This is a genomic window from Streptomyces sp. NPDC093544, assembly GCF_040683495.1.
Lineage (GTDB): Bacteria > Actinomycetota > Actinomycetes > Streptomycetales > Streptomycetaceae > Streptomyces.
On the sequence record NZ_JBFBEA010000002.1, the window covers coordinates 415,579 to 430,101 of the forward strand.

Here is a 14,523-nt window from a genome sequence, read left to right on the forward strand (position 1 = left end):
TTCGGACTGTCAACCGGAAGACTGCACCCGTGACGTCCCGTAACCCGCGCGACTCCAGGCTCCGACTCGTCCGCCCGCGGCCCCTGGCCGCCGCCCCCCGAGCGGTGACCCAACGCCGCTCGCAACGCCCCGCACCGCGCCCGCCCGAAGGCACCCCGCCGCCCGCGGAACTGGCCCGCATGGCACGCACCGGCCTCTCCGACGCGGCCCGCGTGGCCCGCTGGGCCGACGCCGCACTCGGCCCGGGCAGCGACGGCGCGACGCCCGACGACAAGGGCAGCCTCTCCGACGTCTCCGCCGAACGGGCCGCCGCCGAAATGGGACTGACTCCGGCTCAGGTCCGCGCGGACTGGGACACCGCACGTCTGGCGGGCCTCATCGAGGTGCACGGCGGCAGCGCCCGCCCCGGCTGGCGACTGCGCGCCTGGAACCGCGACGACAGCGCCGTACTGCGCGGCTGGGTCGCCCTCTTCGACGCCTGGTCGCTCGCGTATCCGGAGCCCGCGGACCGGGAACCGTCCGCCGTCGCCGAGGTCGTCTCCGCGATGCCCCAGGTGCTCTCCTTCCTCCAGCTCTCCGCCGGGCCCGTCCCCGTGGAGCAGCTCCTCGACCTCCTCGAACAGCGCGTCACGGAACTGCGCACCGAACGCTGCGAAATCCCCTACGGCCCCCAGCCCGAACCGGCCACCCAGGCCGCCACCCAGGCCGCCGCAGAGGACACCCCCCTCGCCCCCCTCCTCGACTGGGCCCTGCACGCCCTGGCCTCCGTGGGCGCGCTCACCTGCGCCGAGGGACAGGCCACTCTCACCCCGCTCGGCAGCTGGGCGGTCTGGGTCAAGCTGGAGCAGATCTGCGTCGCCGCGCAGAGCCCCGCCGGGAACATCGAGGCCTCCGCCGAGGACATGCTCCGCGGCTGCGCCCAGCTGCGCCCGAACGCGGCCCGCGCCGAGTACCGCGCCTGGCTCGCCGCCCGCCCCGTCGGCAGCGCCATCACCGAACTCCTCGACGCCGCCCGTGGCGAGGACGCCCTCAGCCGCGGCCTCGCCTTCGAGGCGCTGCGCGTCGTCGGCGCCCCCGCCGAACCCGACGTACGCGCCGTCGCCGAGGAGACCTCGCTGCGCCCCTACGCCCTGCTGTGGCTCGCCGTGCACGACGGCCACGACCCCGAGGACGCCCACGAGGTGCTCACCCGCGCGGAGGCCACCTGGCTCTGGGTCGACACCGCAGCCGCCGTCGCCGACCACGGCGAGGCGCCGCTCCTCGTGCGCCACCTGGAGTCGGCCGTGCAGCCCACCGTGCCGATGCTCCTCGACGAGGTCCGCGCCGTCGGGCATCCGCGCACCGTGCAGGTCCTGGTCGCGCTCGCCGCCGCCCACCCCGACCCGGCGTTGGCCAAGGCCGTACGCCGGGCCGCCTTCCAGGTGCACACCGGAGGGAGCTGACCGGAGGCTCGGTGCCCGCGGGGACGGGACCCTGCCCGGGGCAGGGCCCTACGCCGCTATCTCGGGGGCGTACGTCCCGAAGCTCCAGATGTTGCCCTCGATGTCCCGGGCCATGTAGTCCCGCGAGCCGTAGTCCTGGTCCGTCGGGGGCATCAGGATCTCGGCGCCGTGGTCCACGGCCTGCTGGTGGTGTGTGTCGACGTCGTCCACGACGACGTACACCCCCACCGGGCCCGCGCCCTTCATCGCGCTGTCGAAGAGGCCGCCGCGGCCCTTGGAGCCGAGCATCACCGCGCCGTTCCCCAGCGTCAGCTCGGCGTGCATCACCATGCCGTTCTCGCCCTCGTACACCGACAGCTCGGTGAAGCCGAAGGCCTCCGTGAGCTGCCTGATCGCCGCCTTCGCGTCCGCGTACAACAGAGTCGGGTAGATGCTCGGGCGCCCGCTGTCGATGCCTGCCATGCCGGTCACTCCCTCTCGTCCCACCGCCGGAATCCGATCTGCTGCCCAGTCTGGCACCGGGCACTGACAACGCCCCGCCGAGCGGCCGCGAGGGGTCAGCGGAAGGTGTTGCACCGGGCCATGTCGCCGGTGCTGTAACCCTGGTGGAACCACTGCTGTCGTTGCCCGGCCGAGCCGTGCGTCCAGGTCTCCGGGGTCACCTGGCCCTGGAACCTCTCCTGGATCCGGTCGTCGCCGACGGCCGCCGCCGCGTCCATGCCGTCGCGGATGTCGGCGTCCGTGAGGCTGGTCAGCAGCGGTCTGCCCGTCGACGGGTTCTTCGTGGTCGTCGCATGGTGCGCCCACACCCCGGCGTAGCAGTCGGCCTGCAGCTCGACCTTCACCGAGTTGCTGTTCGCGCCGGTCACACCGTCCTGCGCTCTGCCGAGCGTCCCCATCAGGTCCTGCACATGGTGCCCGTACTCGTGCGCCACCACGTACGCCTGCGCGAACGGGCCGCCGCTGGAGCCGAACTTGGTGCGCAGCTCGTCGAAGAAGCCCAGGTCCAGATAGACCTTGCGGTCGCCCGGGCAGTAGAAGGGCCCCACGGCGGACGTCGCGGTGCCGCACGCCGTGCCGACGCGGCTGCTGAAGAAGACCGTGGGCGAGCGCGTGTAGGTGCCGCTGCGGCGCGTGAACTCCTGCGTCCAGTACGTCTGCACGCTGTTGACGACCGCCACGATGCGGCAGTCGTCCTTGGTGTTCGCGTCCTGTCCGGTCCTGCAGGTCTGCTGGACCTGCGCGAGGGAGGAGGCGGTCGCCGCGGGCTCGTCGTTGCCGGAGGAGAGCCCCAGCTGGTCGGGTCCCACCCCGAGGAACAGGCTGAGGAGGAGGGCGATGAGCCCGGCGATGCCGCCGCCCACGGTCGCCCTGCCGCCGGGGATTCGACTGCCGCGCACATCCTGCACCTCGGAGGTGTCCAGGTCGGCGTCGTCGTCGAACTGCATGGGCACACCACCCTCTGCCGTACGTCCGTCGCTCTGTGGCGCCATCCTCATACGCCCCCAGGACCCCGGCCCCGAGCGGAGGTCCGAACGGGGGACGCACCCTCGACCCTCCGCCGTGTCCCGGCGGCCACCCGCCGACCCGCGCCTACGCTCTGCGCCTGATCCGTGGACCGAGTGGGCGAAGAGGGGGAAAGGTGGTTGTTCTACCGGTCGAGGTGACGGCCCCGCACTCGCCCGTCCAGCACCCTCAAGACACCACCCCGGCCCCGCTCGCCCCCACGGCCGAGCCGGCCGCCGCACCACGAGGACCGGCGACCACCAGCCCCACACCGCCGCACCCGCCAACGCCGCCGGGCGGCCCCCTCCGCCGCCTCCTCACCCCAGCCCTCGCCCTCCTCCTCGCGGCCTCCCTCCTCGCCGCGGCCCACCAAGCACGCCCCACCCCCTACGGGGACCACATCACTGTCTACGCGCGCGTAGACGTGGACAGCAGTGACGCGCGGCCTGCGCTACGTACGACGAAGGACGCCGTCGAGGCGTACGACGAGGCGACCGGGCGCCCGCGCTGGAGCTACGCGCGGGAGGGGCATCGTCCGCTGGCCGTGGTCCCCGCGCGCGGGGACGCGATCGCGCTCTGGGACGACGGGCTGGTCACCGCCACCGCCACCGACACCGCGCTCCGTGACGGCGGCGTGGTGCGCTGGCACCGGGCCCTTCCCGGAGCGGTTCCCTGGCTCGCGGCCCAAGGGGGGAGTGGCGTGCTGCGGCCCCTCGGCTCCCGCATGCTCGCCGTCGTCACCCCGCAGCGCATGGCCGCCTACCGCATCGCGGACGGCGATCTGCGCTGGGTGCTGCCCGCCGGACGGGGATGTGAGTTCGCGCCCACGCGTGCGGTGCGCCACGGCACGGCGCTCCTGATCGCACAGCCCTGCCCCGATGACGACGGCATCGACAACTGGACCGCCGAGATCATCGCGGTGGACGACCTCGGCCGGATCACCCCGGACCGCACGCCGCTGGGCAATGAGCGTCACACTGCCGAACACCCCAACGCAGAAAAAGTGGTTGCAAGGCCCCGTTAGACTTGGCCCATGGCCATTCTCCTCGCGCATTAGACGGCGGGAACGTCCTCAGCCGTCCACCCCGCCAACCACCCTGCCCTGGAGTCTGTCCGTGATCTCCGCCTCCGGTATCGAGCTGCGCGCCGGCGCCCGCCTTCTCATCGAGTCCGCCACCTTCCGTATCGCCAAGGGCGACCGCATCGGTCTGGTCGGCCGCAATGGCGCGGGCAAGACGACGCTCACCAAGGTCCTCGCAGGCGAGGGCACCCCCGCCGCGGGCAATGTCACCCGCTCCGGCGAGGTCGGCTACCTCCCGCAGGACCCGCGCACCGGCGACCTCGACATGCTCGCCGGCGACCGTGTCCTCTCCGCCCGCGGCCTGGACACCCTGATCCGCAAGATGCGCGAGAACGAACAGCGCATCGCCAACGGAGCGGGCGCCACCCGCGAGAAGGCCATGCGGCAGTACGAGCGCCAGGAGACGGAGTTCCTCACCAAGGGCGGGTACTCCGCCGAGGCCGAGGCCGCCACCATCGCCGCCGCGCTCAATCTGCCCGACCGTGTGCTCGGGCAGCCCCTGCACACGCTCTCCGGCGGTCAGCGCCGCCGTATCGAGCTGGCCCGCATCCTCTTCTCGGACGCCGACACGCTCCTCCTCGACGAGCCGACGAACCACCTCGACGCCGACTCGATCGTCTGGCTGCGCGACTACCTGAAGACCTACCGCGGCGGCTTCATCGTGATCTCCCACGACGTCGACCTCGTGGAGACGGTCGTCAACAAGGTCTTCTATCTGGACGCCAACCGCGCCCAGATCGACGTCTACAACATGGGCTGGAAGCTCTACCAGCAGCAGCGCGAGGCCGACGAGAAGCGCCGCAAGCGCGAGCGGCAGAACGCCGAGAAGAAGGCCGCCGTACTGCACTCGCAGGCCGACAAGATGCGCGCCAAGGCCACCAAGACGGTCGCCGCGCAGAACATGGCCAAGCGGGCCGACCGGCTGCTCGCCGGACTCGACGCGGTGCGGGTCTCCGACAAGGTCGCCAAGCTGCGCTTCCCGGAGCCGGCGCCCTGCGGCAAGACCCCGCTCATGGCCGAGGGCCTGTCGAAGTCGTACGGCTCCCTGGAGATCTTCACCGACGTCGACCTGGCCATCGACAAGGGCTCCCGCGTCGTCATCCTGGGCCTGAACGGCGCGGGCAAGACGACCCTGCTCCGGCTGCTCGGCGGCGTCGAGACGCCCGACACCGGCTCGGTCGTCGAGGGCCACGGCCTCAAGCTCGGCTACTACGCGCAGGAGCACGAGACCCTCGACCCGGAGCGCTCGGTCCTGGAGAACATGCGCTCCGCGGCCCCCGATCTGGACCTCGTCGAGGTCCGCAAGACGCTCGGCTCGTTCCTGTTCTCCGGAGACGACGTCGACAAGCCGGCCAGCGTCCTCTCCGGCGGCGAGAAGACCCGTCTCGCGCTCGCGACCCTCGTGGTCTCCTCCGCGAACGTTCTCCTCCTCGATGAGCCGACCAACAACCTCGACCCCGCCAGCCGCGAGGAGATCCTCGGCGCGCTGCACACCTACAAGGGCGCCGTCGTCCTCGTCACCCACGACGAGGGCGCGGTCCAGGCGCTCGAGCCGGAGCGCATCATCCTGCTGCCCGACGGCGTCGAGGACCTGTGGGGCTCGGACTACGCGGACCTGGTGGCTCTCGCCTGAGCCCCGGGGACGCCCCGGGGACGCCCCGGGGACGCCCCGGGGACGCCCCGGGACGCCCCGGGACGCCATCGGCCGAGCCTCTGGCGGCCGTCAGCACCGCTTGATCGAATGACTGATCCACTGCGTATGGATCATTCGGCCGATCCGTGATCCATCAATGGTGTGAGATCTCCTCGTACCGAGGTGTGTCCTACACCGATTTTCCGGCCGAGCCCTTTGATCCCAAGGGCTCGGCCGTCTTGCGTCCCTGACCTGGCACTTCACGGATGAACCCGTTCGGAGGTATGAACGCCACCGGTCGGAATCACAGGTTCCACTCGTGGGGATGGGCTCCTGTCGTCAAAACCTTGTCTTACGGACCTTGCCGAATGGGTGGCCATGAAGCCCGGGAGGGGTGATCATGAGAGTCCAGAGCGCACTTCCGCTGAGGAGGCACGGGTGGCCGAGACTCTGAAGAAGGGCAGCCGGGTAACCGGCGCCGCGCGCGACAAGCTCGCGGCAGACCTGAAGAAGAAGTACGACTCCGGTGCGAGCATTCGAGCGCTGGCCGAAGAAACCGGCCGTTCGTATGGGTTCGTGCACCGGATGCTCAGCGAATCGGGCGTCACGCTTCGTGGGCGTGGCGGAGCGACGCGGGGTAAGAAGGCCGCCTCGGCCTGAGGCCGGGCGTCCCCATCGGCTTCGGCGGTAACCACCCGGTCGGTCCTGTGATCGGCCGGGTGGTTACTGTGCAGTCACTTAAGGATGCCGTCGTACGGCATCCTTACTGACCGCACGCATCGGAGGCGTCCATGGCTTCGCTCGACCCGGTACTCGACAAGGACGGCGTACGGCTCACCGTCGACGAGTCCGTCGCCACGGTGACGTTGACCAATGCGGCCAAGCGCAACGCCCAAAGTCCTGCGCTGTGGCGGGCGTTGACGCAGGCCGGTCGGTCACTGCCGGGCACCGTCCGGGTCGTCGTGCTGCGCGCCGAGGGCAAGTCCTTCTCCGCGGGGCTCGACCGGCAGGCGTTCACGCCCGAGGGCTTCGACGGCGAACCGTCGTTCATCGACCTCGCGCGCGGTTCCGAAGCCGACCTCGACGCGACCATCGCCGAGTACCAGGAGGCGTTCACCTGGTGGCGGCGCAGCGACATCGTGTCCATCGCCGCCGTGCAGGGACACGCCATCGGCGCCGGGTTCCAGCTCGCCCTCGCCTGTGACCTGCGCGTCGTCGCGGACGACGTGCAATTTGCCATGCGCGAGACGAGCCTGGGCCTGGTTCCCGACCTCACCGGTACGCATCCGCTGGTCAGCCTGGTCGGGTATGCCCGTGCGCTGGAAATCTGCGCGACGGGGCGTTTTGTCCTGGCCGAGGAGGCCGAGCGCACCGGACTCGCCAACCTCGCGGTGTCCGCCGACCAGCTCGACGATGCCGTACGTGACCTCGTTGGCGCGCTGATTGCCGCGCCGCGCGATGCCGTCATCGAGACGAAGGCGTTGTTGCGCGGGGTGCAGGAGCGGTCGTACGAGGAGCAGCGCGTCGCCGAGCGTGCCGCTCAGGGGCGTCGGCTGCGGGACCTTGCGGGTGTGGGGGACTGAGGCCGCTCGCAGGCTGCGGGCCGGTCGCGCGCAGTTCTCCGCGCCCCTGGGGTGCCCTTAGTGGACGGCCGTTACCAGCACAGCTACGGATGGGGCGTCTGACAGCTTCTCCGCGACTGCCGACCTGACGGCGCGTGCCACGTCGATGGTCCGCTGCTCCGCCGTCACCGCCACTTCAACCCGGACATGCCGGCGTGGCAGGGCACCCTTCCCGCCACGGCCCTCCTCGATGCGCACCGGGCGGCCCAAGGCGTCCGTCAGGTGGACCACGCCCGGTACGGACAGCGCGGCCATGGCCGCCGGCGCCTCGTCGGTGCCGGTCGGCACGGCGGCCGGCCGTACGTCATCCGGGCGTACGGCGGCCGGTTTCTGATCCCCCTCCTCCAGCAACCCCGTCACCCGCAGGTCCACTTCCGTGACCGTCAGGCCGAGCCGTTCCGTCGCCGCCGTGGCCAGGGCCTGGCGCAGGCGAGCCCCCATTGCCGGGAGCGGTTCGACGCCGGGGGCCGTGAGGTCCGCCGAAGCGGTGAACTCGGCGCTGACGCGGAGCGGGCCCGGTGGCAGTGCGCTGGGCGGCGGGGGCACCGCGGGGCCGTACGACTGGTCGGGGTCCGCGAGTGCGATCCGGAGCGTGCCGAGACGGACTCCGCGCACGGGAGCCGCCGCGCGCCGTAGCAGGGAGTCGGCGGCATCCTCCGTGATCCATGCGCCGTCGCTCGGGCCGCCGAGGGGCAGCAGCCTGCCGAGCCCGAGCTGATGTCGTACAACCTGCGCCCACCCGTCCGCCGTCATTGCTCCAGCCTGCCGCATCCCCGGCGCGCGAGCGCGCGACCACACTTACTGTGGGCGAAGGACGACGACCGAAAGGGAAGTACGGCGATGACCGACATGACAGAGCGGAAGCGGCCGGAGACCCCCGAGGGCGAGAAGGAGCCGCTGGGGACGCGCAAGGCCACCAAACGTGGCGGTGGTGACCCCGCGACCCGGGGACGGACGACCATCGCGGACGGAGTCGTGGAGAAGATCGCCGGGCTCGCCGCCCGCGACGTACTCGGCGTGCACGCGATGGGCAGCGGGCTGAGCCGGACCTTCGGGGCGGTGCGGGACCGGGTGCCCGGCGGTACGAAGTCCGTCTCACGGGGTGTCAAGGCCGAGGTCGGGGAGCTGCAGACCGCCCTCGACCTGGAGATCGTCGTCGATTACGGCGTGTCGATCGCGGACGTGGCGCGCGCGGTGCGGGAGAACGTCATCGCGGCCGTCGAGCGCATGACCGGACTCGAGGTCGTCGAGGTCAACATCGCCGTCAGTGACGTAAAGCTGCCGGACGAAGAGGACGACGAGCCGGAGTCGCGGCTCCAGTGACACCCCGGTCTCCATAACCGCTCAACCCGGCCACTGAACTGCTGAGGAGCGCATCATGAGCTTGGCCGTGATCGGCATGATCGCCGGAATGGCGCTGGGCTTCGCCGGGTACTTCGGGGGTTTCGGGGCCTTCCTCCTGGTGGCCGCCCTCGGTGCCATCGGCTTCGTCGTCGGGCGGTTCCTCGAAGGGGACCTGGACGTCAGTGACTTCTTCCGTTCCCGCGACGACCGGCGGCGGTGACGCGTGCCCGCACAGCCCGGCCGGCTCGGTGAGACGCGGCGGCCCGTGACGGACGTCGCGCCGGCCGAGCGGGGCGCGACCAGGATCGCCGACCGGGTGGTGGCGAAGATCGCCGGGCAGGCGGCGCGCGAGGTGCTGGAGGCGCTGCCCTCGGACGCCATGCCCCCGCACGCCACGGTCGTCGTGCACCACGAGACCGCCCGCGTCCGCGTCAGCCTCGAACTCGACTACCCCTCCGACATCGGCGGGCAGTGCAATGCGGTGCGTCGACATGTCGCTGAGCGGGTAGGTGCGTTGGCGGGGATGGAAGTACCGGAGGTGGCCGTCCAGGTGGAGCGGCTGCATCTGGCGCAGTCACCCGGCGGCGCACACGGGAGGACGCAGTGAGCGAGTCCCAAGGACCCGAGAGCAGCACCCAACGGCTGCCCGTGCTGGAGAAGGCCGCCGAGAGCGAACTCGGCCAGTCCGCCTCCGCGGCGGCATACGAACCGCTGCCCACTCTTGACGAGGAGGGCGGCGGAGAGGGCCGTTTCTGGTCGGCTCGCCGCATCCCCGCGGGGATTCTCGCGGTGCTGGTCCTCGTCGGCGCGGGCGCCCTTCTGTACGACGTCGCCGCCGTGCGCGCCGACCGGCCCGCCATGCACTGGCGCAGGTCGCTGGCCCGGCAGCTCGCCGAACGCCCTCTCGACGACACCTGGGTGCTCGTCGGCGCCGGAGTGGCCGCGGCCGTCGGGCTCTGGCTGATCGTCCTCGCGGCGACGCCGGGACTGCGCGACGTACTGCCGATGCGCCGCATCCACGCCGACGTACGGGCAGGGCTGCACCGAAGTGCCGCCGCGACCGCGCTGCGTGACCGGGCCATGGAGGTCGCCGGAGTGCAGTCGGTCCGCGTCCATATGCGACGGACGAAGGCCGATGTCCGCGCGGTCTCGCACTTCCGTGAACTCGACGACGTACGAGCCGACTTGGACGCCACGCTCGCCGACGGCATCAGGGGGCTCGGGCTCTCCCGGCCGCCCGCCCTTTCGGTGCACGTCGGACGCCCGGGCCGGAAGGGATGAGTCGGATGCTCCGGATCGTCAACCGTGTGCTGCTGGGTGTCATCGGCCTGGCGCTGGTCGTTCTCGGCGGCTCCGTGCTCGCCGTGGGTCTTGGGGCGAGTCCGCCTTCGTGGTGGATCTACGACGGGCGGCACGACGTGCTGCTCAGCGACGCGGACCGCACGCGGTGGCGGGACGAGGGCTGGTGGTGGCCGGTCGTCATCGCCGTCCTCGCGGTGCTCGTGCTGCTCGCCCTGTGGTGGCTGTCGGCCGTGCTGCGGCGCCGCCGGCTCGCCGAAGTGCTCGTCGATACCGGCGACGGCGAGGGCGCGCTGCTGCGCGGGCGGGCGCTGGAGGGCGTACTCGCCGACGAGGCAGGGCAGTTGGACGGCGTCCAGCGGGCCCAGATCCTGCTGACCGGACGGCGCAGCGCCCCCGAGGCGCGTGTGCAGCTCCTGCTGGAGCCGCATGTGGACCCCGGGCACGCGCTGCACTCGCTGACCGCGGAGGCGCTGGCGCACGCGCGCGACTCGGCGGGCCTTGCCGCGCTCCCCGCGGAGGTACGTCTGCGCGGAGTCAAGCACCGTGCCGAGCGCGTGAGTTGAACCCCGGCCAAGGGTCCTAGAACCCGCTCCGCACGCCGCCGTCCACCGGAAGCATGATGCCCGTCAGGTAAGACGCCGCCGGAGAGAGCAGGAACGCGGCCGTGCGGCCGAACTCCTCCGGGGTGCCGTAGCGGCGCAGCGGAATGCGGGACTCGTTGGCGGCGCGGGTCGCGTCCGGGTCGGCCGAGAGGCCGTCCAGCTCGCGGACGCGGTCCGTGTCGATGCGGGCCGGGAGCAGTCCGAGGACGCGGATACCGCGCGGTCCCAGCTCGTTCGCGAGGGACTTGGCGAAGCCCGCGAGGCCGGGACGCAGCCCGTTGGAGATGGTCAGACCCGGGATCGGCTCGTGCACGGAGGTGGAGAGCACGAAGCCGATGACGCCACCCTCGCCGAGCTCCGCCGCGGCCGTGCGGGCCAGCCGCACCGCACCCAGGAAAACGGACTCGAACGCGGCCGTCCACTGCTCGTCCGTGTTGTCCGCGAGGAACCCGGGCGCCGGGCCGCCGACGCTGATCAGGATGCCGTCGAAGCGGCCGAAGTGCAGCCGCGCGGCCTTGACGAGCTGCTCGGCGGACGCGGGGTCGGCGTTGTCGGCGGCGACCCCGACCGCGCCAGGCCCGAGAGCCTTCGCCGCCTCGGTGGCGGTCTTCTCGTCGCGCCCGGTGATGATCACCTTCGCGCCGTCGGCGACGAGCTCACGCGCGGTGGCGTTGCCCAGGCCGCGGGTGGCTCCCGTGACGACGTACACACGGTCCTTCAGTCCAAGATCCATGGTCCTATTCTGCTCCCTCGCCCCCGAACAGTACGAAGGCGGCGCTCACCAGGCCGATATGGCTGAACGCCTGGGGGAAGTTGCCGAGCTGGCGGCCGGCCAGCGGGTCGTACTCCTCGGCGAGCAGGCCCACGTCGTTGGCCACCGACACCAGCCGTTCGAACACCTCGCGCGCCTCCTGCGGACGGCCCGTCAGATGCAGTGCCTCCGCGAGCCAGAACGAGCAGGCCAGGAACGTACCCTCGTCACCCGGCAGCCCGTCGACGTCGTCCGCCTCGACGCTGTAGCGGCGCAGGAAACCGCTGTGGCCGAGCTCGTCACGGACCGCGTCGATCGTGCCGACCACCCGGGGATCGTCGTGCGGCAGGAAGCCGACGCGGGGGATGAGCAGCGCTGAGGAATCCAGCTCCTTTGAACCGTAGGACTGTGTGAACGTGTTCCGCTCGGCGTCGAAGCCGCGCTCGCACACCTCCCGGTGCACCTCGTCCCGCATCGCACGCCAGCCGTCCAGGTCGCCGCCGAGCTTCGGGTCGTCCTCCAGGGCGCGTACGGCGCGGTCGGCGGCCACCCAGGCCATCACCTTCGAGTACACGAAGTGGCGGCGCGGCCCGCGCACCTCCCAGATCCCCTCGTCCGGCTGCCGCCACGCCGTCCGCAGGAACTCCATCAGCGCGACCTGAACGCGCCACATGTGAGGCTTGACGGGCATGCCCGAATTCCGGGCCAGCGAGAGCGAGTCGATGACCTCGCCGTACACGTCCAGCTGCAACTGGTTGACGGCGTCGTTGCCGACCCGGACCGGGCGCGAGCGGGCGAAGCCGGGCAGCCACGGGATCTCGTACTCGGTCAGCCGGCGCTCGCCGGAGAGGCCGTACATGATCTGCAGGTCCGCCGGGTCGCCCGCGACCGCGCGCAGCAGCCAGTCGCGCCAGGCCTCGGCCTCCTCGTGGTAACCGGCCGTCAGGAGCGCGCCGAGGGTGAGTGTGGAGTCGCGCAGCCAGCAGTAGCGGTAGTCCCAGTTGCGGACGCCGCCCAGTTCTTCGGGCAGCGAGGTGGTGGGGGCGGCCACGATGCCCCCGGTCGGCGCGTAGGTGAGGGCTTTGAGGGTGATCAGGGAGCGCATGACGATGTCCTGGTGCGGTCCGTTGTGATGGCAGCGCCGCGACCACGACTGCCACTCCTCGACGCTGGTCTGCAGCGCCTCGTACGGGTCGCAGAGCGGCGGGCGCGACAGGTGTGAGGGATGCCAAGTCATGACGAAGGCGACCTTTTCGCCCTCGGCGACCGTGAACTCCGAGTGCGTACGGAAGTCCTTGCCCCAGGTGCGCACGGGCGGCTCGCTGCGCAGCCACATCGCGTGCGGGCCCGCGACCGCCACACGGTGGCCGTCCTCCCGCCGCATCCATGGGACGACCAGGCCGTAGTCGAAGCGCAGCCGGAGCAGGCCGCGCATCGTCACCCGGCCGCTCAGCCCTTCGATGATGCGTACGACGTCGGGGACGCCGTCGCGCTTCGGCATCACGTCGGTCACCCGGACCGAGCCCTCGTCCGTGTCCCACTCGGTGTCGAGCACGAGTGTGTCGGGGCGGTAGGCGCGCCGGGTGCAGTCGCCCGCCCCCTTGGGCGCGATCCGCCAGTGGCCGTGCTCGTCGTCGCCAAGAAGCGCGGCGAAGCACGCCGCGGAATCGAACCGCGGCAGACACAGCCAGTCGATGGAACCGTCCCGTCCCACCAAGGCGGCGGTCTGTTCGTCCCCGATGAGCGCGTAGTCCTCGATGCGTCGGTTCACGGTGGACCGGTTCCCGAGCGGGACGCCGGTCAATCGGGCCGCCAGAGTGGTGTGAACGCCGGTCCCCGGGCTTCGGAGTCCTGGACCCGGCGCTAGACGGGTGCCGGAGCCGCCTCCGGCGTGTTCTGCGACGTCGCTGCCTCGGCCCGCTCGCGGCGTTCGCGGCGGACCAGGATCACCCAGCCCACGGGGACGCCCGCGGAGAAGAGCCACCACTGGACGGCGTACGCCATGTGTGGACCGATGTCGCTGTGTTCGGGGTCGGGGATCAGCTCGGGAGAGTCGCCCTTGGGCTCCGGGGCGGTCTGCTCGATGTACCCGCCGAGGACCTGCGCGCCGAGCCGCTTCGACTCCTGCTCGCTGTTGATCAGCATGACCATCCGGTCGGGCAGGCCCTGGACGTTCTTGATGCCGCTGTCGGCGGTCGTCTCGTTCGCCATCAGCCTGCCGGTGACGGTGATCTCGCCCTTCGCGGGCGCCGGGATCTTCGGGAACGCGCTCTGTGAGGCGTCCGCCGCGATCCAGCCCCGGTTGACCACGAGGACCCGGCCGTCGTCCAGGACGAACGGGGTCAGGACGTGGTAGCCGACCGCACCGTCGGAGTTGGTACGACGGCGTACGACTTCCTCGTGCGCGGTGTCGAAGTGGCCCTTCGCGGTCACCCGTCGGAAGAGGTCGTCGTGCTCGACGCCCTGACCCGGAGCGGTGAGCGACTCGGCGGGCACCGGCGTGGCGGCGAGCGAGTCGGCGATCACCGTGTTCAGCGCGACCTTGTGCTCATGCCGGTGCAGCTGCCAGTAGCCCAGCTTGATCATCGTGGGGATGAGCGCGAGGGACACGAGGGTGAGAATCACCCACTGCCGGGACAACAGGAAGCGGTACACCCCACGACCGTACAACTCGGTCGTGGGGCGCATTGAGGGGGGTGCGTGTCGAAGCGGGCGCGGGGCTCGGCCCCTGGCAGGGGCTCAGACCTTGTCGATGATCCCCGCCTTCCCCTCCGCGCGGGCGCAGTGCCCGCCGCAGAACCACTGGCCCTCGGCCTCGACCCCCTGGCCGATGATCTGGACGCGACAGTGCTCGCAGATGGGGGCCATCCGGTGGATCGCGCAGGAGAAGCAGTCGAAGACGTGCACTCTCCTCTTTGGTGAAACTGATATCTCAAAGAGGGGTGACCTGTGGCTATGACGAGCAGCGAGTGGCTCGGGTACTGGTTGTCGCAAGCGCCGATGCTGTCGGAGGACGCTCTTGACGACATCCATCACATTCTTGTGACCGCGGGAGGTGACGAAGACTGACCTGCATGCCGTGGTGCCTGTCCCGGCAGAGGACGGCGAGGGAGAGCCGCTGGAGGCGCTGTCGCGCGAGCTGAAATGGAATGTTGGGCAACCCCACCGCCAAGGGCATTCCCTCCACTGGCCGGGCGTACAGCTCAGCGTTACAGGGGCGGTGAATCACCCTTGCCCATG

Annotated in this window: 17 protein-coding genes; 10 read left to right on the forward strand and 7 right to left on the reverse strand. The window is 71.2% G+C overall.

Annotated elements, in window-relative coordinates; translation table 11 throughout:
- Window positions 1–29: 29 nt before the first annotated feature.
- Window positions 30–1,442, forward strand: coding sequence for a hypothetical protein (locus AB0N66_RS04185; protein WP_365428347.1), 1,413 nt, complete (start codon window positions 30–32; stop codon window positions 1,440–1,442).
- A 48-nt stretch (window positions 1,443–1,490) separates the two neighbouring features.
- Here the strand turns inward: AB0N66_RS04185 and AB0N66_RS04190 are convergent, their stop codons facing one another.
- Both AB0N66_RS04190 and AB0N66_RS04195 read right to left on the reverse strand, forming a co-directional pair.
- Window positions 1,491–1,904, reverse strand: coding sequence for a VOC family protein (locus tag AB0N66_RS04190; protein ID WP_365428350.1), 414 nt, complete (start codon window positions 1,902–1,904; stop codon window positions 1,491–1,493).
- Window positions 1,905–1,999: 95 nt separating this feature from the next.
- Window positions 2,000–2,890: a neutral zinc metallopeptidase gene (locus AB0N66_RS04195; protein ID WP_365428353.1), complete on the reverse strand. Its 891-nt coding sequence runs from the start codon at window positions 2,888–2,890 to the stop codon at window positions 2,000–2,002.
- 194 nt (window positions 2,891–3,084) lie between these two features.
- Here AB0N66_RS04195 and AB0N66_RS04200 point away from each other — a divergent pair, with 194 nt between their 5' ends.
- The 4 genes from AB0N66_RS04200 to AB0N66_RS04215 all read left to right on the forward strand — a co-directional run bounded on the left by AB0N66_RS04200 (window position 3,085) and on the right by AB0N66_RS04215 (window position 7,245).
- On the forward strand, window positions 3,085–3,972 hold the full coding sequence (locus tag AB0N66_RS04200; protein WP_365428355.1) for a hypothetical protein: 888 nt from the start codon (window positions 3,085–3,087) through the stop codon (window positions 3,970–3,972).
- Window positions 3,973–4,063: 91 nt separating this feature from the next.
- Entirely contained in the window at window positions 4,064–5,662 is a 1,599-nt protein-coding gene (locus tag AB0N66_RS04205) for an ABC-F family ATP-binding cassette domain-containing protein (RefSeq protein WP_365428358.1), read from the forward strand.
- Window positions 5,663–6,100: 438 nt separating this feature from the next.
- On the forward strand, window positions 6,101–6,322 hold the full coding sequence (locus tag AB0N66_RS04210; RefSeq protein ID WP_006123601.1) for a helix-turn-helix domain-containing protein: 222 nt from the start codon (window positions 6,101–6,103) through the stop codon (window positions 6,320–6,322).
- A 131-nt stretch (window positions 6,323–6,453) separates the two neighbouring features.
- Complete coding sequence (locus AB0N66_RS04215; RefSeq protein ID WP_365428361.1) at window positions 6,454–7,245, forward strand: enoyl-CoA hydratase/isomerase family protein; 792 nt, start codon at window positions 6,454–6,456, stop codon at window positions 7,243–7,245.
- Window positions 7,246–7,302: 57 nt separating this feature from the next.
- Here AB0N66_RS04215 and AB0N66_RS04220 read toward each other — a convergent pair whose 3' ends face one another.
- A complete protein-coding gene (locus tag AB0N66_RS04220; RefSeq protein WP_365428363.1) occupies window positions 7,303–8,037 on the reverse strand; it encodes a nucleopolyhedrovirus P10 family protein in 735 nt (244 codons plus the stop codon).
- Between the two features lie 87 nt (window positions 8,038–8,124).
- Here AB0N66_RS04220 and AB0N66_RS04225 point away from each other — a divergent pair, with 87 nt between their 5' ends.
- The 5 genes from AB0N66_RS04225 to amaP are packed head-to-tail and all read left to right on the forward strand — an operon-like array spanning window position 8,125 to window position 10,493.
- The gene (locus AB0N66_RS04225) at window positions 8,125–8,607 is read left to right on the forward strand and encodes an Asp23/Gls24 family envelope stress response protein (protein ID WP_365428366.1); all 483 of its coding nucleotides are present in this window, start codon (window positions 8,125–8,127) and stop codon (window positions 8,605–8,607) included.
- A gap of 55 nt (window positions 8,608–8,662) precedes the next feature.
- Window positions 8,663–8,848 carry a hypothetical protein gene (locus AB0N66_RS04230; protein WP_365428369.1) on the forward strand — a complete coding sequence of 62 codons (186 nt, stop codon included), beginning with the start codon at window positions 8,663–8,665 and terminating at the stop codon, window positions 8,846–8,848.
- Window positions 8,849–8,851: 3 nt separating this feature from the next.
- Window positions 8,852–9,235, forward strand: a complete 384-nt coding sequence (locus AB0N66_RS04235) for a hypothetical protein (RefSeq protein ID WP_365428372.1) — start codon at window positions 8,852–8,854, stop codon at window positions 9,233–9,235.
- Window positions 9,232–9,909 (forward strand): DUF6286 domain-containing protein, encoded by a 678-nt coding sequence (locus AB0N66_RS04240; protein ID WP_365428375.1) that lies wholly within the window; start codon window positions 9,232–9,234, stop codon window positions 9,907–9,909. The genes AB0N66_RS04235 and AB0N66_RS04240 overlap by 4 nt, the downstream gene beginning before the upstream one ends.
- 5 nt (window positions 9,910–9,914) lie before the next feature.
- Window positions 9,915–10,493, forward strand: a complete 579-nt coding sequence (gene amaP / locus AB0N66_RS04245; RefSeq protein WP_365428377.1) for an alkaline shock response membrane anchor protein AmaP — start codon at window positions 9,915–9,917, stop codon at window positions 10,491–10,493.
- Window positions 10,494–10,509: 16 nt separating this feature from the next.
- On the opposite strand, the gene AB0N66_RS04250 is transcribed toward amaP, so the two are convergent.
- The 4 genes from AB0N66_RS04250 to AB0N66_RS04265 all read right to left on the reverse strand — a co-directional run bounded on the left by AB0N66_RS04250 (window position 10,510) and on the right by AB0N66_RS04265 (window position 14,190).
- A complete protein-coding gene (locus AB0N66_RS04250; RefSeq protein WP_365428379.1) occupies window positions 10,510–11,265 on the reverse strand; it encodes an SDR family oxidoreductase in 756 nt (251 codons plus the stop codon).
- A 4-nt stretch (window positions 11,266–11,269) separates the two neighbouring features.
- Complete coding sequence (locus tag AB0N66_RS04255; RefSeq protein ID WP_365428382.1) at window positions 11,270–13,054, reverse strand: glycoside hydrolase family 15 protein; 1,785 nt, start codon at window positions 13,052–13,054, stop codon at window positions 11,270–11,272.
- 92 nt (window positions 13,055–13,146) lie between these two features.
- Window positions 13,147–13,938, reverse strand: coding sequence for an SURF1 family protein (locus AB0N66_RS04260; protein WP_365428385.1), 792 nt, complete (start codon window positions 13,936–13,938; stop codon window positions 13,147–13,149).
- An 84-nt stretch (window positions 13,939–14,022) separates the two neighbouring features.
- On the reverse strand, window positions 14,023–14,190 hold the full coding sequence (locus AB0N66_RS04265; protein ID WP_365428388.1) for a hypothetical protein: 168 nt from the start codon (window positions 14,188–14,190) through the stop codon (window positions 14,023–14,025).
- Between the last annotated feature and the right edge of the window lie 333 nt (window positions 14,191–14,523).